Source organism: Curtobacterium caseinilyticum, from assembly GCF_030363035.1.
Taxonomy (GTDB): domain Bacteria; phylum Actinomycetota; class Actinomycetes; order Actinomycetales; family Microbacteriaceae; genus Curtobacterium; species Curtobacterium caseinilyticum.
In genome coordinates this window covers 187,695-207,555 of record NZ_JAUCMN010000006.1, presented here as the reverse complement: position 1 = coordinate 207,555, position 19,861 = coordinate 187,695, and the positions used below count along the sequence as shown (strand labels likewise).

Annotated in this window: 22 protein-coding genes and 1 pseudogene; 18 read left to right on the top strand and 5 right to left on the bottom strand. The window is 71.8% G+C overall.

The genetic code is table 11. The annotated features are described in order from the left end of the window. Positions 1-28 precede the first annotated feature (28 nt). On the bottom strand, positions 29-481 hold the full coding sequence (locus QUG93_RS10480; protein WP_289473840.1) for a PTS sugar transporter subunit IIA: 453 nt from the start codon (positions 479-481) through the stop codon (positions 29-31). Continuing rightward, on the bottom strand, positions 478-756 hold the full coding sequence (locus tag QUG93_RS10475) for a PTS sugar transporter subunit IIB (RefSeq protein WP_289473839.1): 279 nt from the start codon (positions 754-756) through the stop codon (positions 478-480). The genes QUG93_RS10480 and QUG93_RS10475 overlap by 4 nt, the downstream gene beginning before the upstream one ends. Before the next feature lie 135 nt (positions 757-891). On the opposite strand from QUG93_RS10475, the gene QUG93_RS10470 reads away from it, so the two are divergent. The 12 genes from QUG93_RS10470 to QUG93_RS10415 all read left to right on the top strand — a co-directional run bounded on the left by QUG93_RS10470 (position 892) and on the right by QUG93_RS10415 (position 11,565). Continuing rightward, positions 892-2,157: a PTS transporter subunit EIIC gene (locus QUG93_RS10470; RefSeq protein ID WP_289473838.1), complete on the top strand. Its 1,266-nt coding sequence runs from the start codon at positions 892-894 to the stop codon at positions 2,155-2,157. A gap of 115 nt (positions 2,158-2,272) precedes the next feature. Further along, positions 2,273-3,187: a metal ABC transporter solute-binding protein, Zn/Mn family gene (locus QUG93_RS10465; protein WP_289473837.1), complete on the top strand. Its 915-nt coding sequence runs from the start codon at positions 2,273-2,275 to the stop codon at positions 3,185-3,187. After that, the gene (locus QUG93_RS10460; RefSeq protein ID WP_289473836.1) at positions 3,184-4,074 is read left to right on the top strand and encodes a metal ABC transporter ATP-binding protein; all 891 of its coding nucleotides are present in this window, start codon (positions 3,184-3,186) and stop codon (positions 4,072-4,074) included. Before QUG93_RS10465 ends, QUG93_RS10460 begins: the two co-directional genes overlap by 4 nt. Continuing rightward, positions 4,074-5,018: a metal ABC transporter permease gene (locus QUG93_RS10455; protein WP_289473835.1), complete on the top strand. Its 945-nt coding sequence runs from the start codon at positions 4,074-4,076 to the stop codon at positions 5,016-5,018. Before QUG93_RS10460 ends, QUG93_RS10455 begins: the two co-directional genes overlap by 1 nt. After that, positions 5,015-5,428 (top strand): Fur family transcriptional regulator, encoded by a 414-nt coding sequence (locus QUG93_RS10450; protein WP_289473834.1) that lies wholly within the window; start codon positions 5,015-5,017, stop codon positions 5,426-5,428. The genes QUG93_RS10455 and QUG93_RS10450 overlap by 4 nt, the downstream gene beginning before the upstream one ends. A 10-nt stretch (positions 5,429-5,438) precedes the next feature. Further along, positions 5,439-6,134 carry an alpha/beta fold hydrolase gene (locus tag QUG93_RS10445; protein ID WP_289473833.1) on the top strand — a complete coding sequence of 232 codons (696 nt, stop codon included), beginning with the start codon at positions 5,439-5,441 and terminating at the stop codon, positions 6,132-6,134. Between the two features lie 718 nt (positions 6,135-6,852). Further along, positions 6,853-7,089 carry a 50S ribosomal protein L28 gene (rpmB, locus tag QUG93_RS10440; protein ID WP_022903747.1) on the top strand — a complete coding sequence of 79 codons (237 nt, stop codon included), beginning with the start codon at positions 6,853-6,855 and terminating at the stop codon, positions 7,087-7,089. Continuing rightward, complete coding sequence (gene rpmG / locus QUG93_RS10435; RefSeq protein WP_022908193.1) at positions 7,089-7,259, top strand: 50S ribosomal protein L33; 171 nt, start codon at positions 7,089-7,091, stop codon at positions 7,257-7,259. Before rpmB ends, rpmG begins: the two co-directional genes overlap by 1 nt. 2 nt (positions 7,260-7,261) lie before the next feature. Next, positions 7,262-7,567 carry a 30S ribosomal protein S14 gene (rpsN, locus tag QUG93_RS10430; protein WP_022903745.1) on the top strand — a complete coding sequence of 102 codons (306 nt, stop codon included), beginning with the start codon at positions 7,262-7,264 and terminating at the stop codon, positions 7,565-7,567. Positions 7,568-7,855: 288 nt separating this feature from the next. Next, complete coding sequence (locus QUG93_RS10425) at positions 7,856-8,143, top strand: HU family DNA-binding protein (RefSeq protein ID WP_058727660.1); 288 nt, start codon at positions 7,856-7,858, stop codon at positions 8,141-8,143. Between the two features lie 180 nt (positions 8,144-8,323). Then, the gene (locus tag QUG93_RS10420) at positions 8,324-10,261 is read left to right on the top strand and encodes a bifunctional copper resistance protein CopD/cytochrome c oxidase assembly protein (protein ID WP_289473832.1); all 1,938 of its coding nucleotides are present in this window, start codon (positions 8,324-8,326) and stop codon (positions 10,259-10,261) included. Further along, positions 10,258-11,565: an ATP-dependent DNA helicase gene (locus QUG93_RS10415; RefSeq protein ID WP_289473831.1), complete on the top strand. Its 1,308-nt coding sequence runs from the start codon at positions 10,258-10,260 to the stop codon at positions 11,563-11,565. The genes QUG93_RS10420 and QUG93_RS10415 overlap by 4 nt, the downstream gene beginning before the upstream one ends. Positions 11,566-11,905: 340 nt before the next feature. On the opposite strand, the gene QUG93_RS10410 is transcribed toward QUG93_RS10415, so the two are convergent. Continuing rightward, positions 11,906-12,355, bottom strand: coding sequence for a DUF4383 domain-containing protein (locus QUG93_RS10410; RefSeq protein WP_289473830.1), 450 nt, complete (start codon positions 12,353-12,355; stop codon positions 11,906-11,908). Positions 12,356-12,593: 238 nt separating this feature from the next. Here QUG93_RS10410 and QUG93_RS10405 point away from each other — a divergent pair, with 238 nt between their 5' ends. After that, positions 12,594-13,490, top strand: coding sequence for a phosphatase PAP2 family protein (locus tag QUG93_RS10405; protein WP_289473829.1), 897 nt, complete (start codon positions 12,594-12,596; stop codon positions 13,488-13,490). A gap of 301 nt (positions 13,491-13,791) precedes the next feature. Next, positions 13,792-14,919, top strand: a pseudogene (locus QUG93_RS10400) (CE1758 family FMN-dependent luciferase-like monooxygenase); the annotation flags it as partial. Between the two features lie 99 nt (positions 14,920-15,018). Here QUG93_RS10400 and QUG93_RS10395 read toward each other — a convergent pair. Together QUG93_RS10395 and QUG93_RS10390 are read right to left on the bottom strand one after the other, a co-directional pair. Further along, entirely contained in the window at positions 15,019-15,366 is a 348-nt protein-coding gene (locus QUG93_RS10395) for a DMT family transporter (RefSeq protein ID WP_434533104.1), read from the bottom strand. Between the two features lie 43 nt (positions 15,367-15,409). After that, positions 15,410-15,724 carry a DMT family transporter gene (locus QUG93_RS10390; RefSeq protein ID WP_289473828.1) on the bottom strand — a complete coding sequence of 105 codons (315 nt, stop codon included), beginning with the start codon at positions 15,722-15,724 and terminating at the stop codon, positions 15,410-15,412. A gap of 87 nt (positions 15,725-15,811) precedes the next feature. On the opposite strand from QUG93_RS10390, the gene QUG93_RS10385 reads away from it, so the two are divergent. The 4 genes from QUG93_RS10385 (at position 15,812) to QUG93_RS10370 (ending at position 19,831) form a co-directional block, all read left to right on the top strand. Further along, positions 15,812-16,390: a TetR/AcrR family transcriptional regulator gene (locus QUG93_RS10385; RefSeq protein ID WP_289473827.1), complete on the top strand. Its 579-nt coding sequence runs from the start codon at positions 15,812-15,814 to the stop codon at positions 16,388-16,390. Between the two features lie 94 nt (positions 16,391-16,484). Further along, positions 16,485-17,498, top strand: a complete 1,014-nt coding sequence (locus QUG93_RS10380; RefSeq protein WP_289473826.1) for a permease — start codon at positions 16,485-16,487, stop codon at positions 17,496-17,498. Next, positions 17,485-18,423, top strand: coding sequence for a TIGR03943 family putative permease subunit (locus QUG93_RS10375; protein ID WP_289473825.1), 939 nt, complete (start codon positions 17,485-17,487; stop codon positions 18,421-18,423). Before QUG93_RS10380 ends, QUG93_RS10375 begins: the two co-directional genes overlap by 14 nt. Next, positions 18,413-19,831 (top strand): hypothetical protein, encoded by a 1,419-nt coding sequence (locus tag QUG93_RS10370; RefSeq protein ID WP_289473824.1) that lies wholly within the window; start codon positions 18,413-18,415, stop codon positions 19,829-19,831. The genes QUG93_RS10375 and QUG93_RS10370 overlap by 11 nt, the downstream gene beginning before the upstream one ends. The last annotated feature ends 30 nt before the right edge of the window (positions 19,832-19,861 follow it).

Genomic DNA, 19,861 nt, shown 5'->3' with positions numbered 1-19,861 from the left:
GGCGAGGCTCGGCAGCGCCGCCCGCGGCTCAGGCCGTGAAGAGCGTGCCGCCCTCGGCCACCGTGGTGCCGACCGTCGACTGCTCGACCGAGTCCGGCGCGCTGCCGAGCACCACGACCGGGCACACCGGGGAGTAGCCGGCGGCCGAGATCACCGACGGGGTGAAGCGGACGACGGGGTCGCCCGCGTGCACGGTGTCGCCCTCGGCGGCGAGCAGCTCGAAGCTCTCGCCCTTGAGCTTGACGGTGTCGATGCCGACGTGCACGAGGACGTCGGTCCCCGCGGCGCCCTGCAGGGCGAACGCGTGCGGGTGCAGCTTGACGATGGTGCCGTCGACCGGGGCCACCGCGGTCACCGCGCCCTCGACACCGGTGGGGTCGACCGCGACCCCGGCGCCGACGAGCTGCTCGGCGAACACCGGGTCGGGCACGTCGGCGAGTGCGACGACCGGGCCCGCGAACGGGGTCCGGACCGTCGTCACAGTTCGTCCTGGATGTCCTGCGCGAGGTTGTCGGCGATCGGACCGACGATGACCTGCCACCCGGTGCCGCCGCCGACGACGGCCTGGGCGCCCGCTGCCTGCAGTGCGGCCTTGTCCACGAGGTCGCCGTCCTCGACCTCGACGCGGAGGCGCGTGATGCAGCCCTCGACCTCGTCGATGTTGTCCGCGCCACCCAGTGCGGCGATGATGTCGGCTGCCTTGATGTCGGCCATCGTTTCCTCCTCGTTACGGGTTCTCGCACCGGGTTGACACACGTCAGGTAGGGGTTCAGACTACGGAACTGGTCATGACCGGACAGGACCGGACCGGCGGTACCGCCGAGGGTACCCGGGCGCGACCGACGACTCAACTCACCCCGACAGCTCCACCCGACGACGAGAGGAACGCCGATGAGCACCGCTGCTGCAACGGACGTGCCGGAGAAGAAGACCCCGAAGAAGCAGTCCAGGCTCTTCGCGAACGCCCAGCGGCTCGGTCGGAGCCTGCTCCTGCCGATCGCGGTCATGCCGGCCGCGGGCATCCTGCTCCGACTGGGGCAGTCCGACATGCTCGGCGCCATCCCCGGCTTCGCCCAGGGTGCCTCGATCATCGCTGCGGCCGGCAACGGTGTCTTCACCTGGCTGCCGCTGCTCTTCGCGGTGGGCATCGCGATCGGCTGGGCGAAGAAGTCGGACGGCACCACGGCGCTCGCCGCGGTCGTCGGCTACATGGTCATGTACCAGGTCTTCGCGGCCATGTCGCCGATCGTGCTCGCCGGCGTGGAGGACGCGAACGGCGAGCAGGCCACGATCAACTTCGGGGTCCTCGGGGGCATCGTGATGGGTCTGGTCTCCGCCGTGCTCTGGCAGCGGTTCCACCGCACGAAGATGCCCGACTTCCTCGGCTTCTTCTCGGGTCGCCGTCTCGTCCCGATCCTGACGGCCGTCGCCGGTCTCGTCATCGCCGTCCTGATGTCGTTCGTCTACCGCTACTTCGACATCGCCCTGACCGCAGCCGGGCAGGCCGTCGCCGACAACGCCGTCCTCGGTGGTGGCGTCTTCGGGTTCGTCAACCGCATGCTCATCCCGATCGGGCTGCACCAGCTGCTCAACTTCTTCCCGTGGTTCCAGCTCGGCAGCTTCACCACGGGTGGCGTCACGTACCACGGTGACATCGCGCGCTTCCTGGCGGGCGACCCGACGGCGGGCATCTTCCAGACCGGCTTCTTCCCCATCATGATGTTCGCGCTGCCGGCCGGCGCCCTGGCGATCTGGCGGAACGCCAAGCCGCAGAACCGCAAGCTCGTCGGCGGCATCATGATCTCGGCCGCCCTCACGTCGTTCGTGACGGGCATCACCGAGCCGCTCGAGTACTCCTTCATGTTCGTGGCGTTCCCGCTCTACGTCATCCACGCGTTCCTCACCGGCACCTCGCTGGCGCTGGTCAACGCGCTCGGGATCCGGGACGGCTTCTCGTTCTCGGCCGGTGCGATCGACTACGTGCTGAACTTCGGCAAGGCCGACGGGGCGATCTGGCTCATCCCGATCGGCCTGGCGTACGCGGTCGTCTACTACTTCCTGTTCTCGTTCGTGATCAAGAAGTGGAACCTGCGCACCCCCGGCCGCGAGGAGGACACCATCGCGGAGAACACGATCGACGCGGCCACCAAGGCCTGATCGCGCACGCGACCAGGTGGCGGACGGGAGGCGCGGTGCCGGCTGGCACCGCGCCTCCCGTCGTTCCTGACACCGGTTTTGACAATCGTTATCACTTGCATCTACGGTCGTACGCATGCAGAACCGCCGCCTCCTCGCCCTGCCGCTCGTCGCCGGCGCCGCAGCACTCGTGCTGACCGGCTGCGCCACGTCCTCCGCGTCCGGGGACGCATCGGGTGACGGCACCGTGCGGATCGTCGCCTCGACCAACGTCTACGGCTCGATCGCGAGGACCGTCGGTGGCGACGACGTCGAGGTCACGAGCATCCTCGACGACCCGTCACAGGATCCGCACTCGTTCGAGTCGAGCGCCAAGACGCAGCTCGCCGTGTCGAAGGCCGACCTGCTCATCGAGAACGGCGGCGGCTACGACGACTTCATGACCACGCTCGCGAAGGCGTCGGACACGAAGGCCGACACGATCAACGTCGTCGACCTGTCCGGGTTGGACCGGGGCGGTGACGCCGAGTTCAACGAGCACGTGTTCTACGACTACCCGACCATGGTGAAGCTCGTGGCCGACGTCGAGCAGCGCCTGACCGAGCTCGACTCCGCGCACGCCGACACCTTCGAGCGCAACGCGAAGGCGCTCACCACGAAGCTCGACGACCTCGAGTCGCAGACCGCCGCGGCGAAGGCGAAGGTCGACGGCGACGAGGTGTCGTACACGGAGCCGGTGCCCGGGTACCTGTTCGACGCCATGGGTCTCGACAACATCACGCCGGAGGCCTTCTCCGAGGCGATCGAGGAGGGCGACGACGTCCCGCCGGCCGCCCTCAACGACACGCTGCAGCTCTTCAGCGAGAAGAAGGTGCAGCTGCTCGCCTACAACGAGCAGACGTCCAGCCCCGAGACCGAACAGGTCAAGAAGGCCGCCGACCAGGCCGGCATCCCGGTGGTGGGTGTCACGGAGACGCTCCCGAAGGGGGAGGATTACGTCTCGTGGCAGCAGGCGAACATCGACGCGATCCAGGCGGCGCTCACGAAGTGACCGCGGTCCAGACCCCCTCGCGAACCGCTGCGGCCACCGGCCGTGGCGGTTCCGCCGTGCTCGCCCTGCGTGACGCCGCGCTGTCGTACGGTGCGCGGACGCTCTGGTCGCACCTCGACCTCGACCTCGCGCCGGGGGAGTTCGTCGCCGTGCTCGGTCCGAACGGTGCCGGCAAGACCTCGCTCCTGCGCACGGTGCTCGGGCAGCAGCGCCTGACGAGCGGCACCATGTCGTTCCTCGGCCAGCCCGTCCGGCGCGGGCACCGGAAGATCGGCTACATCCCGCAGCAGCGGCTGATGGAGGCCGGCACCCCCCTGCGCGCCCGGGACATGATCGCGCAGGGCGTCACCGGCTCGCGGTGGGGCGTCCTGCCCGCCAGCCGGGCCGAGCGTGCCCGCATCGACCGGATCCTCGACGAGGTCGGGGCGACCGCGTTCGCCGACGCCCCGGTCGCCGAGCTGTCCGGCGGTGAGCAGCAGCGGACCAGGGTCGGCCAGGCCATCGCGGCGGACCCCGCGCTGCTCCTGTGCGACGAGCCGCTCATCTCGCTCGACCTCCGGCACCAGCGGGGCGTCACCGAGCTCATCGACCGGCAGCGCCGCCAGCAGGACGCCGCCGTGCTGTTCGTCACCCACGACGTCAACCCGATCCTCGACGTGGTCGACCGGGTGCTCTACATCGCGGGTGGGCGCTTCCGGATCGGCGCTCCGGACGAGGTCCTGCGCGCCGACGTGCTGAGCGACCTGTACGGCACCCCCGTCGACGTCGTCCGCACGATGGGGCGGATCGTCATCGTCGGCGCGGCCGAGGCCCACGACCAGACCGGCGCGCACCACCACTGCGACCCCGACCCGCACGCCGCCGCGCCGGACGAAGGGCGGATCTGATGGACGTCCTGTCGACCGTGTTCTCGTTCCAGGACTACGGCGAGCTCCTGGCACTCGTGCAGAACTCGATCTGGGCCGGAGCGGTGCTCGGCATCGTCGGAGGGCTGATCGGACCGTTCGTCGTCGCGCGGAACATGCCGTTCGCCGTGCACGGCATCTCCGAGCTGTCGTTCGCCGGTGCCAGCGCCGCCCTGCTGTTCGGGGTGAACGTCGTGACCGGGTCGCTCCTCGGCTCGGTGGTGGCGGCGCTGCTGATCGGGTTGCTCGGGTCGAAGGCCCGCGACCGGAACTCGATCATCGCCGTGCTCATGCCGTTCGGCCTCGGGCTCGGGATCCTCTGCCTGGCGCTCTACAAGGGCCGGGCGGCGAACAAGTTCGGGTTGCTCACCGGGCAGATCGTGTCCGTCGACAACCCCCAGCTGACCTCGTTGATCGTCGTGTCCGCGATCGTCGTCGTGACCCTGCTCGTCATCTGGCGCCCGCTGATGTTCGCGTCCGTGGACCCCGTCGTCGCCGCGGCCGCGGGCGTGCCCGTCCGGACGCTCGCGATCGTGTTCATGCTGGCGCTCGGCCTGGCCACCGCGGTCTCCGTGCAGATCGTCGGCGCGCTGCTCGTGCTCTCGCTGCTGGTCACGCCCGCCGCCGCGGCGCTCCGCCTGACCTCGCACCCGGTCGTCGTGCCGGTGCTGTCGACGGTCTTCGCGGTCGTGTCGGTCGTGGGTGGCATCCTGCTCGCACTCGGCGGCGGGCTGCCGATCAGCCCCTACGTCACGACGATCTCGTTCGTGATCTGGGTCGTCTGCCGGATCGTGGGCGGACGCAAGGACCGTCGCGGACGCGACCGGATCGCGGACCGTGAGCAGCACGACGGGGGCGCGCCGCGCCTCCAGACCGAGACCGACGCGTCGACCGACGCGACCCGCAGGGAAGGAGTCACCGCATGAACGCCGTGCAGAAGCCGAAGCGGAACACCTGGCAACGCGAGGCGGTGCGCAGCGCGCTGTCCGGCACCGAGGGGTTCGTCAGCGCGCAGGCGCTCCACCAGCACCTGCGTGACGGAGGCTCCACGATCGGACTGGCGACGGTCTACCGAGCGCTCGCCGACCTGGCGACCGAGGGTGACGCGGACTCGCTGCAGCAGGACGGCGAGTCGCTCTACCGCGCGTGCACGACGGACAAGCACCACCACCACCTGATCTGCCGGAACTGCGGCCGCACGGTCGAGATCGAGGCCGACCCGGTCGAGCGCTGGGCACAGGACGTCGCCGCCGCGAACGGGTTCACGAACGCGAGCCACGTCGTCGACATCTTCGGCGAGTGCGCGGTCTGCACCGCGGCGAGGACCGGGGAGTAACCTCCCGCGCATGCACGTCATCCTGGTGCCCGGCTTCTGGCTCGACGCGAGCGCGTGGGACGAGGTGACGCCCGTGCTGCAGGAGGCCGGGCACTCGGTCCAGTCGATCACGCGCACCGGTGACACGCTCGACGAACAGGTCGCCGGCATCGTCGCGGTGCTCGACCAGGTGGCGACGCCCGACGAGCCGGTCGCCCTCGCCGGCCACTCCGGTGCCGGACCGATGGTGCTGATGGCGGCGGACCAGCGGCCGTCACTCGTGGCGCAGCTGCTCTACGTCGACACGTTCCCCGGGCCGGACGGCGCCCGGATCAACGACGAGCTGCCCGTCGTGGACGGCGTCGTGCCGCTGCCGTCGTGGGACGTGTGGGAGCCGGCGACGGTCCGGGGCATGACGCCCGCGCTGCGCGAGGCGTTCGAACGCCGGGCGGTCCCCGAGCCCGCGGCGGTACCGTCCGACCCGTTCCACTACGCCGATCCCGCGCGGCACCGGATCCCGGCGACCGTGGTGTCGTGCGAGGTCCCGGCGGCGGAGCTCGCGGCGATGGTCGCGGAGCACCACGCGTGGACGACCGAGCTCGTGGCGGTCGAGGACCTGACGATCCTGGGGCTCGAGACCGGGCACTGGCCGATGTTCACGGCGCCGCAGGAGCTCGATGCGCTCCTGGTGCAGGCGCTGGCCCCGCGGCCGACCGAGGGGCCGTAGGCGCGGCGGCTGCCGGGCGGTCGGTCGGTCGCTCGTCGTCGGGGTCCCACGGCTCGCTGTCCGTCGGTGGTCGAGGTTCCACGACCCGCCGCCCGTCGGTGGTCGAGGTTCCACGACTCGCCGCCCGCCCGTCGTCGAGGTTCCCCGACTCGCCGCCCGCGCATCGTCGAGGTTCCACGAAGGAGGCGTGCGGCCCCGCGAGGTCCCAGAACGACGGAATCCGGGCGTGCAGCCCCGCGAGGTTCCACGACTCGCCGCCGACCCGTCGTCGAGGTTCCACGACTCGCCGCCCGCCCGTCGTCGAGGTTCCACGACTCGCCGCCCGCCCATCGTCGAGGGTCCACGAAGGAGGCGTGCGGCCCCGCGAGGTCCCAGAACGACGGAACCCGGGCGTGCAGCCCCGCGAGGTTCCACGATCGCGGAACCGCGCCGCACCTCCCGGCCACGCCGCCTCCACCGCCCCCGGCTTGTGACACGCCCGGTCGTCGCGTAGTGTTGATCCCTGGTCCGCCGCGTCCACGCAGCAGACCCAGTTGTTCCAAGCCCTCCGACCGTCGCGAACGCCGCGGTCGCGCGGTGCCCACGGCTCCTTCGACAGGTTCCGCGGGCCTGGGCGGCGCGCACAACCCCCTCGCTCGGTCCCCGGACCAGCGCGTGCGTGCCAGGCAAGTGAACTTGGGAGCGGCCGTCCGGTCGCTCGGTACCTCAGGAGGAAACCATGGCAGCAGTGTGCCAGGTGACCGGAGCCACCCCCGGCTTCGGACACAACATCTCGCACTCGCACCGCCGGACGAAGCGTCGCTTCGACCCGAACGTGCAGAAGAAGACGTACTACGTGCCCTCGCTTCGTCGTAACGTCACGCTCACGCTCAGCGCTAAGGGCATCAAGGTGATCGACGCACGCGGCATCGAGTCCGTCGTCAAGGATCTCCTCGCCCGTGGGGAGAAGATCTGATGGCCAAGAAGGGTCAGGACGTCCGTCCGATCATCAAGCTCCGCTCCACCGCGGGGACCGGGTTCACCTACGTGACCAAGAAGAACCGTCGCAACAACCCGGACCGCCTCGTGCTCAAGAAGTACGACCCGGTGATCCGCAAGCACGTCGACTTCCGTGAGGAGCGCTAAGCATGGCGAAGAAGAGCAAGATCGCGAAGAACAACCAGCGCGCCGAGGTCATCGCGCGCTACGCCGAGCGTCGTCTCGAGCTGAAGAAGGCCCTCGTGGACCCGAACGGCACCGACGAGTCGCGTGAGGCCGCCCGCGTCGGCCTGCAGAAGCTCCCGCGCGACGCGTCGCCGGTCCGCTACCGCAACCGCGACGCCATCGACGGTCGCCCCCGTGGCCACCTCGGTGAGTACGGCATCAGCCGTGTCCGCTTCCGCGACATGGCCCACCGTGGCGAGCTGCCGGGCATCACGAAGAGCTCCTGGTAAGCACCGGATCCTGCGAACGCCCCGTCCCTGCAGAGGGACGGGGCGTTCGTCGTCGTGGTCCTGCGGCCGTTCACGGTCGTCACACGGGTCACTCCGGCCCCTCCAGACCCTCCACAACCCCGGAAATCCGGGCGAGTCGGTCGTGTGCGCACGGTCCGGCTGGTAGGTTCACTGTCGGTTCCGCCCGGCGTGCTCGCCTGCGGGCCACCACGTCCAGGGCACCCCGCTCCGGGCGGGCGGGCGTCCCGACGTCCCACCGACACTGCAAGAAGTCCGAGGAGGACATCCATGGCTGACAAGTCACTGAACCGCACCGAGCTCGTCGCTGCCGTCGCGCAGGAGTCCGGCCAGAGCCAGGCCACCGTCAACGGCGTCGTCGACGCGCTGTTCAGCGTCGTCTCGTCGTCGGTCGCCGACGGCACCAAGGTGACGATCCCGGGCTGGATCGCCTTCGAGAAGACCCACCGCGCCGCGCGCACCGGCCGCAACCCGCAGACGGGTGACGCCATCGAGATCGCCGCGAGCGACTCGGTCAAGGTCAGCGCCGGCTCGAAGCTCAAGGCTGCCGTCAAGTAAGACCGCTCAGCACCACCGGAAGGGACGGCCTCGGCCGTCCCTTCCGTCGTTCCCGGGGTCGGTCGCGTCGGTCCGCCCGCTCCCGGGACCACTCCTGCACAGCCTGGAGGCCCGGCTCACCGCCCACAGGTCCGCCCGCGCGGGTGCCGTGGCCGGTCGGGCAGCGCCTAGGCTTGTCGGGTGGACCGGATCGCACGCATCGCCGGCCCCGCCGTGCTGCTGCTCGTCGGGTTCGTCTCGCTCCTCGTCGCCCTCGTGATCGGCGGCGGGGCGGACCGCGCGCTCATCGCGGACCCGGGCGCCGTGGTGCGCTTCGGCCTGCCGATCGCCCGACTGGTCGTCGACCTCTCCGCAGCTGCCACGATCGGCGGACTGGCGCTCACCGTCGTCGGGTTGTCCCGCAGCCACCCCGAGTGGAACCGCGCGATCGACGTCGCCGCCGGTGCCGCGGGGGTCTGGACCGTCGCCGCCGCCGTCACGACCTTCTTCACCTTCCTGTCCGTCGCCGGCTCGGCCGTCAGCCTCGACGAGCAGTTCGGCCAGTCGATGGGGGTCTTCCTCACCGGCACCGACCTGGGGACCGCCTGGCTCGTGTCGGTGCTGGTCGCCGCCGCCGTGACGGTGCTGTGCTTCGCCGTGCGCGGGCGGGGCATGGTGGCGCTCACCGCGGGCATCGCGATGATCGGTCTCGTCCCGCTCGCCCAGCAGGGGCACGCGGCGGGCACGGCCAGCCACGACTCCGCCGTCACCGCGCTCGGGCTGCACCTGGTCGGCGCCGCGCTCTGGGTCGGCGGCCTGCTGCTCGTCGTGCTGCTGCGGGGCGTCCTGCTGGGCGACCGGCTGCCGCTCGTCGTCGCGCGGTACTCGAGCATCGCGCTCGGGTGCTTCGTCCTCGTCGCCGTGTCCGGGACGGCGTCGGCCGTGATCCGCGTCGGGACCCTGGCGAACCTGGCGAGCCCCTACGGCGTGCTCGTGCTCGTCAAGATCGCGGCCGTCATCGGCATCGGCGTCCTCGGCGCGGTGCAGCGCCGACGGGCGATCCGTGCCCTCTCCGACGCCCCCGAGCGCCGCGGGCCGTTCTGGACACTCGTGCTCGTCGAGCTGGCGGTGATGGGTCTCGCGAGCGGGTTCGCCGCGGCGCTGGGACGGACCGCGACCCCGGTCGGCCAGGTGGCGCTGAGCAAGACGACGAACCCGACGCCGGCCGAGCTCCTCACGGACGACCCGCTGCCCAGCGCCCCCGGGGCGTGGGGCTGGCTCACGCAGTGGAACGTCGACCTGTTCTGGCTCATGGCCGCGGTGCTCGCCGCAGCCGCGTACACCGCCGGGGTCGTGCGACTCCGGCGTCGCGGTGACGCCTGGCCGGTCGGTCGATCGGTCGCAGCCGCGATCGCGCTCGTCTCCCTGGTCGTCGCGACCTCGGGCGCGCTGCACACCTACGACCGGTTCCTGGTCTCGGCGAACGTCGGCGCGCACGTGCTCCTCGGCCTGGTGATCCCCGCGCTGGTCTGGGCGGCGGCACCGGTCGAGCTGATCCGCGCCGCGGTGCACCGACGCCACGACGGCTCCACCGGCGTCCGTGAGTGGACCGGCCTGATCGTCGACAGCGGCGTCGTCCGCTACCTGGCGCAGCCGTTCCCGTCGTTCGTGCTGCTCGCGGCGGTCTGGTGGGGTCTGTACGCCACACAGGTGCTGCGGTGGTCGGTCAGCGATCCCGCCGGACGCACCCTGGTCGACGTCGGACTGCTGCTCGTCGGGTTGCTCGCCGTGCCCACGCTCCTCACCCCGGTCGCGGCCGGGGCGCGGACGGCGAGCACCGGCGCGGCGCTCGTGCGGATCGTCGGCGCGGTCGTCGTCGCCGTCGGCACGGTGTCGCTCGGCCTCGCGATGCAGGGGCCGCTCGGGCTGCTGCAGGCCCCGTGGTTCGGCGCGATGGGCCGCGAGTGGGGGCCGACGCCCCTCGTCGACCAGTCCCGCGCCGGCGTCGTGCTCGTCGTGGCGGGCGTGCTGCTCGTGGTGACGGTCGTCGTCGTGACCCTGCTGCGACTGCGCGCCGACCGGGTCGCCCGCGCAGGCAGCGCCGTGACCGACCGAGCCCCGGCGGCGGCTGCCCGGTGAGCGTCGAGCTCAGCGCCGAGCAGCGGGCGGTGTTCGAGTACATCGAGCACACGCGCGACCACGTCTTCATCACCGGGCGCGCCGGCACCGGCAAGTCGACCCTGCTGAACCACCTGTCGTGGAACACCGAGAAGCAGGTCGTCATCTGCGCGCCGACCGGCGTCGCGGCGCTGAACGTCGGCGGACAGACGATCCACTCGCTGTTCCGGCTGCCGATCGGACTCATCGCCGACGCCGAGCTCCGCCAGGGCCCGGAGACCCGCAAGCTGCTCAACACGATCGACACCCTGGTCATCGACGAGGTCTCGATGGTCAACGCCGACCTGCTCGACGCCATGGACCGGTCGCTCCGCAAGGCCCGCGGCCGCCACTTCGAGGCGTTCGGTGGCGTGCAGGTCGTCATGTTCGGCGACCCGTACCAGCTGCCGCCCGTGCCGGGGGACGGGGACGAGCGCGCCTACTTCACCGACCACTACCGGTCGATGTGGTTCTTCGACGCGAAGGTGTGGCTCGAGGCCGAACTCCACATCGTCGAGCTCGCGACGGTGCACCGGCAGCGTGACGACGCGTTCGCCGCCATGCTCACCGCGGTGCGCCACGGCCGGGTCACCGCGGACGTCGCCGGTCAGCTCAACACCGCCGGTGCCCGCCCGGCGCCCGACGACGCGATCACCCTGGCGACCCGCAACGACACCGTCGCGCGGATCAACAAGGCGGCCCTCGAACGGCTGCCCGGCAAGCTCAAGACCGCGCGGGCCGACGTCAACGGCGACTTCGGCGGGCGCAACTTCCCGGCGGACGAGGCCCTCGAGCTGAAGCCCGGCGCCCAGGTGATGTTCCTGCGCAACGATCCCGACCAGCGCTGGGTGAACGGCACGCTCGGCAAGGTGACGGCCATCCGCGACACGGTGTGGGTCGACGTCGACGGGGAGTCCTTCGAGGTCCAGCCGTCCGTGTGGGAGAAGTTCAAGTACTCCTACGACCCCGACAAGAAGGAGCTCAAGAAGGACACCGTGGGGGAGTTCCAGCAGTTCCCGCTGCGGCTGGCCTGGGCCGTCACGATCCACAAGTCCCAGGGCTCCACCTACGACCGGGCCGTGGTGGACCTCGGCAAGCGCGTGTTCAGCGCCGGGCAGACCTACGTCGCGCTCTCACGGCTGACCTCGCTCGAGGGGCTCTACCTGACGCGTCCGCTCCGACCGCAGGACATCATCGTCGACCTGGACGTCCGCCGGTTCATGTCCGAGGCGCCGCGGATCGTGGCGACCGAGCTCGAGGCAGCCCGCCGTCCCGACGAGGCCTGACGCCCCGCCCGACGACCGTCAGCCGCACCGTAGCCCCGTGCCCGACGGCGCCTCCCCCCCTCCCCACCCCCGAGCGGGCCGCCCACCGTGGCCCCGTGCCCGGCGGCGCTGCCCGTCGAGCGGGCCGGGTCCGTCACGCTCGGCGGCAGATGCCGACGAGTCGTGCCCGCTCGGTGGACGACGCGCGGCATGTCCTACCCGCTCGGCGAGACCGGCGAGACCGGCGAGACCGGCGAGACCGGCGAGCTCGGCGCGGCCGCAGCGGCCATGTCGGGCCACGCACGACGACGCCCCGCCCACCAGCCGGTGGACGGGGCGTCGAGGACGTGCGGTGTGAGCGTCAGGCGCGTGCAGCCGCTCGGAGCGCGCGGACGTTCTCGCGGTCCGCACCGAACGCGGTGAGGAGCAGGACGACACCGACGATCGCGTGGAACAGGTCGTCCGCGAAGGTGAGGGCGAAGACGTTGGCCGAGGTGCCACCGAGTGCGAACCCGTAGACCGCCATGACGACGAGCACCACGCCGACGAGCCGGTTGCCGTTGCGCGAGCCGATGGTGGTGCCGAGACCCGTGATCAGGAGCACGACGGCGAGCAGCACCCAGAACAGGCAGAGCGCCGGGTTGACGCCGAACGCGTTCCAGAGCATGCCGCCCTGCCGGCTGAAGAAGCCGGGGTCGCCGTCGGCAGCGAAGAAGAAGCCGAGGAAGCCCCAGAGCGCCAGGAGCGATCCGGCGGTCAGGGCGAGGGCCCGGTTCGGGGACGCCGTGATGCTCGGTTCCTTGATGGCCACTTCGGTCTCCTCCTGGTACAGGGTGGTCGCACCGGACGAGCCGGCGAGGGGAGCCGGTGCGTCCGTCCGCGGTGCACGGGCGGTGCGGCCGTCGGATCCGGAGGTGGCTGCCCCCTGGTTCACAGGCGCGGACCGGCGGACCAACGGTATCGTGTCGGACCCCGACCGTCCGAATCGCAGCCGCGGCACGAGCCGGACGAGGAGACCGATGATCGCCACGCCGAGGAGGACCACGCCGGTGACCCGCACGCCCGAACGCACCGCGCCCGAGTCGCGCGGACCGTGGGTCTCACGACGGTTGCGGTGGGCGCTGCTGGCGGCTCTGGGGTTCGTGATCGTGCCTCTCGTCTACGCCGCCGCCGTGCTGACGCCGATCGGGCAGCGGGTCGAGGACGCCGCGCTGGGCGGTGTCCGGGAGTCCGACCTGTTCGGTTCGGACACTGCACTGAACGTCATCTCGGTGCCGGTCATCCTGTTGCTGGTGGTCGTGATCGCCGCCGTCGCGCTCGCTCGACGCCGGCTCGCGGTGGGGCTCGGAGCGGGTGTCGTGGTGCTCGCCTCGGCAGCCACCTCGACGCTGGTCAAGCGTATCGCCGAGCGCCCGGAGATCGCTCAGTCGGAGACCCCGAACTCGTTCCCCTCGGGGCACGCGACGATCGCGCTGGCGGCCTTGTTCGCGGTGCTGCTCGTGACCCCGCGGCGCTGGCGCCCGGTCGCCACGCTCGTGGGGGCGGGGTACGCCGTGTTCGTGGCCAACCAGACCGTCGTCTACGGGTGGCACCGGGTGAGCGACATCATCGGGGCCTGCGCGATCGCCCTGTTCTGGCTCGGACTGGTCCGAGCCGTCGGCCCGCGGGTCGACCGGGGTGAGCGCGGGGACCGCGACGGCCGTCGGGGACCACGTCGCATCGTGACGGCGGTGCTGCTCCTGGGGACCGGCGCGACGTTCCTGGTCGCCGTCGCGGCGCTCGTCGTCGGGGTCACCGGCGCCGCCGACCTGCACGACGCCGTCCTCGTGGCGGGGCGCATGGCCTCGAGCGCGAGCGTGCTGGCGGTCGTCACGGTGGTGTGGCTCGCCGACGGCCTGCACCACGCGGAGCAGACCGACGCGCGAGCACTGCCGCCGCGTCCCTGACGCTCGTCGCCGGCACCGGACACACGGGGCGGCACCGGACACGCGGCACCGCGTCGGATGAGCGGCTGTGCGTCGGAGGAACGCCTGTGCGTCGGACGAGCGGCTCCGCGTCCGTACATGGAGCAGAAGTCGTCGGGTGGCACGTCCCGACCCGACGACGACTGCTCCATCGTCGGGGGACGTGGCGGGAATGCCTCCGCCTGCGCTACGTTGTACCCACCAAGTCGATGCAAACGCATCGAACCGGCGCCTGGCACACGAGCCGAGCGCACCGCAGCAAGCCACCCAGGAGGCGGGCACCATGCAGTTCGGCATCTTCACCGTGAGCGACGTCACGACGGACCCCACGACCGGCACCACCCCGGACGACACCACGCGTGTCAAGGACATCCTGACGATCGCCGAGCACGCCGACCAGGCCGGGCTCGACGTCTTCGCCACGGGCGAGCACCACAACCCGCCGTTCGTCGCGTCGAGCCCGACGACGATGCTCGGCTACCTGGCTGCTCGGACGAAGCAGATCACCCTGTCGACGAGCACGACCCTCGTCACCACGAACGACCCGGTGCGCATCGCCGAGGAGTACGCGATGCTCCAGGTCATCAGCGACGGCCGTACGGACCTCATGATGGGTCGCGGCAACACCGGCCCGGTCTACCCGTGGTTCGGGCAGGACATCCGCCAGGGCGTGAACCTGGCCATCGAGAACTACGCGCTCATCCGCCAGCTGTGGGAGAACGACGTCGTCAACTGGCAGGGCAAGTTCCGCACGCCGCTGCAGGGCTTCACCTCCACCCCGCGCCCGCTCGACGGCGTCGCTCCGTTCGTCTGGCACGGCTCGATCCGCACGCCCGAGATCGCCGAACAGGCCGCCTACTACGGTGACGGCTTCTTCCACAACAACATCTTCTGGCCGATCCAGCACACCGAGCAGATGGTCGGGCTATACCGTCAGCGCTTCGAGCACTACGGCCACGGCGCTGCCGACCAGGCGATCGTCGGCCTCGGTGGGCAGTTCTTCGCGCGCAAGAACTCGCAGGACGCCTGGAACGAGTTCCGCCCGTACTTCGACAACGCCCCGGTGTACGGCCACGGTCCTTCGATGGAGGACTTCACCGCCCAGACCCCGCTCACGGTCGGTTCGCCGCAGCAGGTCGTCGACCGCTACGCCGCGATGAAGGACCACGTCGGGCACTACCAGCGCCAGCTGTTCCTGATCGACCACGCGGGGCTGCCGCTCAAGACGGTGCTCGAGCAGATCGACATCCTGGCCGAGGACATCGTCCCCGAGCTCCGGAAGATCAACGAGGCGGACCGTCCGGCCCACGTGCCGTCCGACCCGCCGTCGCACGCCGACCGCGTGGCCGCCGCGCTGGCCGGGGGCACGGCCGGCCGCGACCCCGCCGCCGCCGAGTTCGTGTGGCCGGGGGCGCCCTTCTTATCGGGTCACCCCCTGACTCACGGGCGGGGGGGGGCGGGCGGCCCCCCCGCCTCCAGTCAGTCAGGGGGCAACGTCACGAGACTCGCCTCAGCGGACCAAGTTCGTGTCCTGATCGGGCGAACTCGTCCGCTGGGCCGAGTCTCGCCCGGCCACTACCGGCCGTGCGGGGACGAGCTTCAGGCCGACGGCGCAGCCGACGATGCCGGCGATGAAGAGCAGGCGCAGGAACGTGACCGGCTCGGCGCCCGTCGCCATGCCCCAGAGGACCGTGAGGGCCGCGCCGGTGCCGGTCCACACCGCGTACGCCGTGCTGATCGGGATGTGCCGGAGCACGTAGCCGAACGCGACCAGGCTCACGACGATGGTGACCGCGAACAGCGCCGTCGGACCCGGCACGGTGAAGCCGTCGCTCGCGCCGAGGGCGGTGGCCCACACGGTCTCGAGCGCGGCGCTGACGAACAGGACGAACCACGGCACCTCAGCTCACCACCTTGAGGCCGACGACGCAGGCGACCAGGCCGAGCACGAGGGCGACGCGGGTGAGCGAGGCGGCCTCCTGCCGACGGAGGATCGCGACGACGACCGTCAGGGACGCCCCGATGCCGACCCACACCGCGTAGGCCGTGCCGACCGGGATCGCCTTCATGGCGAACGCGAGTCCGACCATGCTGAGCACCATGCCGGCGACGAACACGATCGTCGGCACCACCTTCTTGAACCCGTTCGACGCGCTCAGCGCGGTGGCCCACACCGCTTCGAGCACGCCGGACAGGACGAGCACCACCCAGGCCACGAGGCTCCTCTCCGCGAGTCGTACGGCTGTGCGACTCCTGCGTGTCCGACGGTAGCACGAGTCGCACGGGCGTGCGAGTATGGGACGGTGACCACCCGCGAGGACCTCGAACGACGCCGGATCGACGTGACCGAGGCCGCGTGCCGCGTGCTCGCGCGGGACGGCCTCGCGGCCCTGAGCGTCCGCGGCGTCGCCGCCGAGGCCGGGCTGCCGCCGAGCACCGTCCGGTACGTCTTCCCGACGCAGGCCGCGATGCGCGAGCGGACCATCACGCTCGTGTTCGACCGGACCCGGGAGCGCATCGACGCCCTCCCGGCCGACCTGTCGGACGCGGAGACCGCTCGACGCATCCTGCTCGAACTGCTGCCGTTGGACGACGAGCGGGTCGTCGAGCTCGACGTGTACCTGGCGCTCGGGAACGCCGCGCTCACCGACGCCGCGCTCCGGCCGGCGCTCGACCGGGTCGTCGCCGAGATGCGGGCGTGGTGCGACCGGATCGTCGCACTCGTGGGGGTGCCGACGGAGCAGCGGGCCGACGAGGCCTGCCGCCTGCACGCGCTCGTCGACGGCCTGGCGGTGCACGTCACGCGGCTCGACGCGGGGGAGTCCCACGAGTGGGCGATCGCGCTGCTCGACCGGCACCTGTCGGGCCTGCCCACCGGGTGACCCGACCGACCCGGCTCCGCGCGGCGGACCGGGCAGCCGGGTGGGCGGGCGCGGCTGCAGGTCCTGCGGGGGTCGGCTCGCCTATCCTGTCCCGGTGACGAGCGCCCCCACTCGCCCCGCACCCTCCCGCACGCTCACCGGTCCTGGCCTGGTGCTCGGTGCCGTCGTGGTGCTGCTCGGCGTGCGCGTGGTGTCGCCGAGCGTCGGGACGGCCGGGCTGCCGGACGTCGTGCAGGACTTCCTGACGCTGGCGATCAGCGTCGTGGTCGAGTCGCTGCCGTTCGTCGTGCTCGGCATCGTGCTGTCGATCATCGTCGAGGTGTGGGTGCCCGCCGGGGTGCTCGAGCGGATCCTCCCGGAGCGGCCGGTGCCCCGCCGGGCCGTCATCTCGCTCATCGGCATGCTCTTCCCGGTCTGCGAGTGCGGGAACGTGCCGCTCGCCCGCGGCCTGATGATGCGCGGGTTCACCCCGGCCGAGGCGGTCACGTTCCTGGTCGCCGCGCCGATCCTCAACCCGCTCGTGATCATCAGCACGGCGCAGGCGTTCGGCTGGTCGGGGTGGATCCTGGTCGTCCGGATCGTCGGCGGCTTCGTGCTGGCGAACCTCGTCGGTTGGATCGTCGCCGCGCACCGCCGGCCCGCCGAGCTGCTGCTCCCCGCCTTCGAGGCCCGCTGCCGCGCAGCGATCGGGGCGCCGCCGTCGCGGAACCGCTGGCGGGAGAGCGCGTCGCAGTTCGGCGGTGAGACGGCGACGATGATGCCGGCGCTGTTCGTCGGCGCCGGGCTCGCGGCGGCGATCCAGGTCGCCGTTCCCCGGTCGACGCTCGTGTCGATCGGTGCGAACCCGGTGCTGTCCGTCGCTGCGATGATGCTCCTGGCGATGACGATCTCGCTCTGCTCCAACGTCGACGCCTTCTTCGCCCTGTCCTTCGCCTCGACGTTCCTGCCGGGGTCGATCACGGCGTTCCTGCTCATCGGGCCGATCATCGACGTCAAGATGATCGCCCTGCTCCGGACGACCTTCCGCGCGCGCTTCCTGGTGCTGCTCGCCGTCGTCTGCATCCTGTTCACGGCGGCGGTCGGGTTGGTGATGAATGTCCTCGTCTGAGAAGGCGCCCGCGTACCTCGGCCTCGGGTCGGTGCTCGCGGTGGCGCTCTGCACGCTGTGGCTCGCGCTCGTCGGGCACCTCGACCTGTACATCAACCCGCGGTACGACCTGTTCACCGTCGTCCTGGCGGCGATCGCGGTGCCGGCGTCGGTGGCCGGGCTCGTGGCGGTCGCCCGCGGCCACGGCCACGCCCACGACGACGACGCCCACCCCGGCGGCGGTGCCCCCGAGCAGGAGCACGCCCGCGGCCACGCGGGTCCGGACGCCGGCGAGACGGCCCACGAGCACGCCGGCGAGACGGGGTTCGGGCACGCCGGCGAGACGGCGTACGAGCACGCCGGCGATGCCGCCCGTGCCGTGCGCCGTCGCGCCCCCAGGGCCGCGCGGATCACCCGGGGTGTGCTCGGCGGCATCGCAGCAGCGGCGACCGTGGGCGTCACGGTCGCCATGCTCGTGCTCCCGCCGACCACCCTGTCCGCCCGGACCGCCCAGCAGCGGAGCGTGGACACCCCGACCCTGTCGAACGCCACCGGTACGCAGGACGTGGCCCTGCTCGGCAGTGCGGGCGTCGACACCTCGCAGTACGGCGTGAAGGACTGGGCGGCGCTCATCCGCCAGACCACGGACACCACGGCGCTCGTCGGCAAGCCCGTCGAGCTGACGGGCTTCGTGGTGCCCGGTGCCGACGGGTCCTTCACGCTGACCCGCTTCGTGATCAGCTGCTGCGCCGTGGACGCCCAACCCGTCGGACTCGGCGTCGTCACCGAGGGCGCCTCCGGCGACGCGACGCCCGACGCCGACCGGTGGGTGCGGGTGACCGGCAAGCTCGCGGCGAACCCCGACCAGTCGGCCGACGCCCGCATCGTGATCCGGGCCGCATCGGTACGCGTCGTGGACCAGCCGAGGGACCCGTATGAGTACTGACGTGCAGCACGACGGGCCCCTCCGGCGCCGCCCGCGTGACCGGTACCGCCGTCGACTCGTCGCCTCGCTGACGGTCTTCGTGCTGGTCGGCGCGGCGGCCGCCGTCGTGGGCTCGCAGCAGGGACCGCGGCTCCGCGACGTGACCTACGACCCCTCCGGGCTCGTCTCCCGTCCGGCACAGCGCGTCATCCTGACCGCGAACCAGGCCCTGCAGCGAGTCGACGCCGACGCCGTCACCGTGACGCCCGCCGCGCCGCACACCGTGACCTCGAGCGGCAACACCATCGCGGTCGAGTTCGCCGGCCCGCTCGCGTACGACCGCTCGTACGCGATCTCGGTCGCGGGCGTCCGGGCACCGGGCCAACCGGCGATGTCGGTGCTCCGGACGACGATCACCACCGGCAGCACCGACGTCCTCGCGCTCGTCCCCGGGGCGCCGGGCGGGAAGGACCGGATCGTGCGGCGGTCGCTCGACGCCGGCGGTGCGACGACGGTCTACCAGGCCACCGGCATCACCGAGTACGCCCGACTCGGGCGGTCGCTCGTGGTTGTGCGTGGAGCCGACGGCAGCTCGACCGTCGAGATCGTGCCCCTGGCGGCCGGCGTGCAGGACGACTCGACGCCGGTCGAACGGCTGACCCTGCCCACGCGCGAGGGGCGGGTCACCGCGCTGCACGTCGCGGACGACGGCGCGTCGTTCGGGTTCGAGTACGCCGACACCTCCACGGGGCAGTCCCGCGACGTCGGGCTCTACCTGGTCGACATGACCGGCACGCACCTGCCGACCGCGATCGCCGCGGACGGCCGACCGACCACGGGTGCCGTCCCGATGACCGTCGCGCAGTGGGCGTACGTGCCCCGCACCGAGAGCGCCCTCGTCCGCACGGGTTCGGACGATCTGGCGCTGGTCGACATGAGCGGGCGGAGCGACCCCGTCCGGCTCGGCAGCGCCACCTTCCTGCACGGGTTCGTCGGAACCGGTACGACGGCCGTCGTCGAGACGGGCACCGGCATCGTCCGACTCGACCTGACGAACGGCCGGAGGACGCCGATCAGCGCCCCCGAGGGCAGCACCGACGCGCCGTACCTCGGCCGGATCGCGCAGCTGGGCGACGACACCTACGTGCGGGTGGTGGGCGACGTGCGCGCGGACGGCACCCTGGCCCAACGCATCGTGCGTGTGGACGGGAGCCGCGCGGCACGCCTGCCCGTCCGGGTGCCTGACGACGCGAGCGTCACCGCGGTCTGTCCCTCACCGAACAGCCAGTTCCTCGCCGTCACCACCGCGTCCGCGTCCGGGGTCCTGGTCAGCGTCGTGGACGCGACCTCCGGGGCGCTCGAGGCGAGCGTGCAGGCGTCGTCCGTCGACTGGTGCGGCGCTCTGCCGTCGGGCGACGAGGTCGGCTGACCGGGACTCGGTCGAGCAGCGCACCCGCGG

Bases quoted from the DNA above. Each gene is read 5' to 3' on its own strand.
- QUG93_RS10470 (WP_289473838.1), top strand. From the start codon at position 892: ATGAGCACCGCTGCTGCAACGGACGTGCCGGAGAAGAAGACCCCGAAG.
- QUG93_RS10465 (WP_289473837.1), top strand. From the start codon at position 2,273: ATGCAGAACCGCCGCCTCCTCGCCCTGCCGCTCGTCGCCGGCGCCGCA.
- QUG93_RS10455 (WP_289473835.1), top strand. From the start codon at position 4,074: ATGGACGTCCTGTCGACCGTGTTCTCGTTCCAGGACTACGGCGAGCTC.
- QUG93_RS10450 (WP_289473834.1), top strand. From the start codon at position 5,015: ATGAACGCCGTGCAGAAGCCGAAGCGGAACACCTGGCAACGCGAGGCG.
- QUG93_RS10445 (WP_289473833.1), top strand. From the start codon at position 5,439: ATGCACGTCATCCTGGTGCCCGGCTTCTGGCTCGACGCGAGCGCGTGG.
- rpmB (WP_022903747.1), top strand. From the start codon at position 6,853: ATGGCAGCAGTGTGCCAGGTGACCGGAGCCACCCCCGGCTTCGGACAC.
- rpmG (WP_022908193.1), top strand. From the start codon at position 7,089: ATGGCCAAGAAGGGTCAGGACGTCCGTCCGATCATCAAGCTCCGCTCC.
- rpsN (WP_022903745.1), top strand. From the start codon at position 7,262: ATGGCGAAGAAGAGCAAGATCGCGAAGAACAACCAGCGCGCCGAGGTC.
- QUG93_RS10425 (WP_058727660.1), top strand. From the start codon at position 7,856: ATGGCTGACAAGTCACTGAACCGCACCGAGCTCGTCGCTGCCGTCGCG.
- QUG93_RS10375 (WP_289473825.1), top strand. From the start codon at position 17,485: ATGTCCTCGTCTGAGAAGGCGCCCGCGTACCTCGGCCTCGGGTCGGTG.
- QUG93_RS10370 (WP_289473824.1), top strand. From the start codon at position 18,413: ATGAGTACTGACGTGCAGCACGACGGGCCCCTCCGGCGCCGCCCGCGT.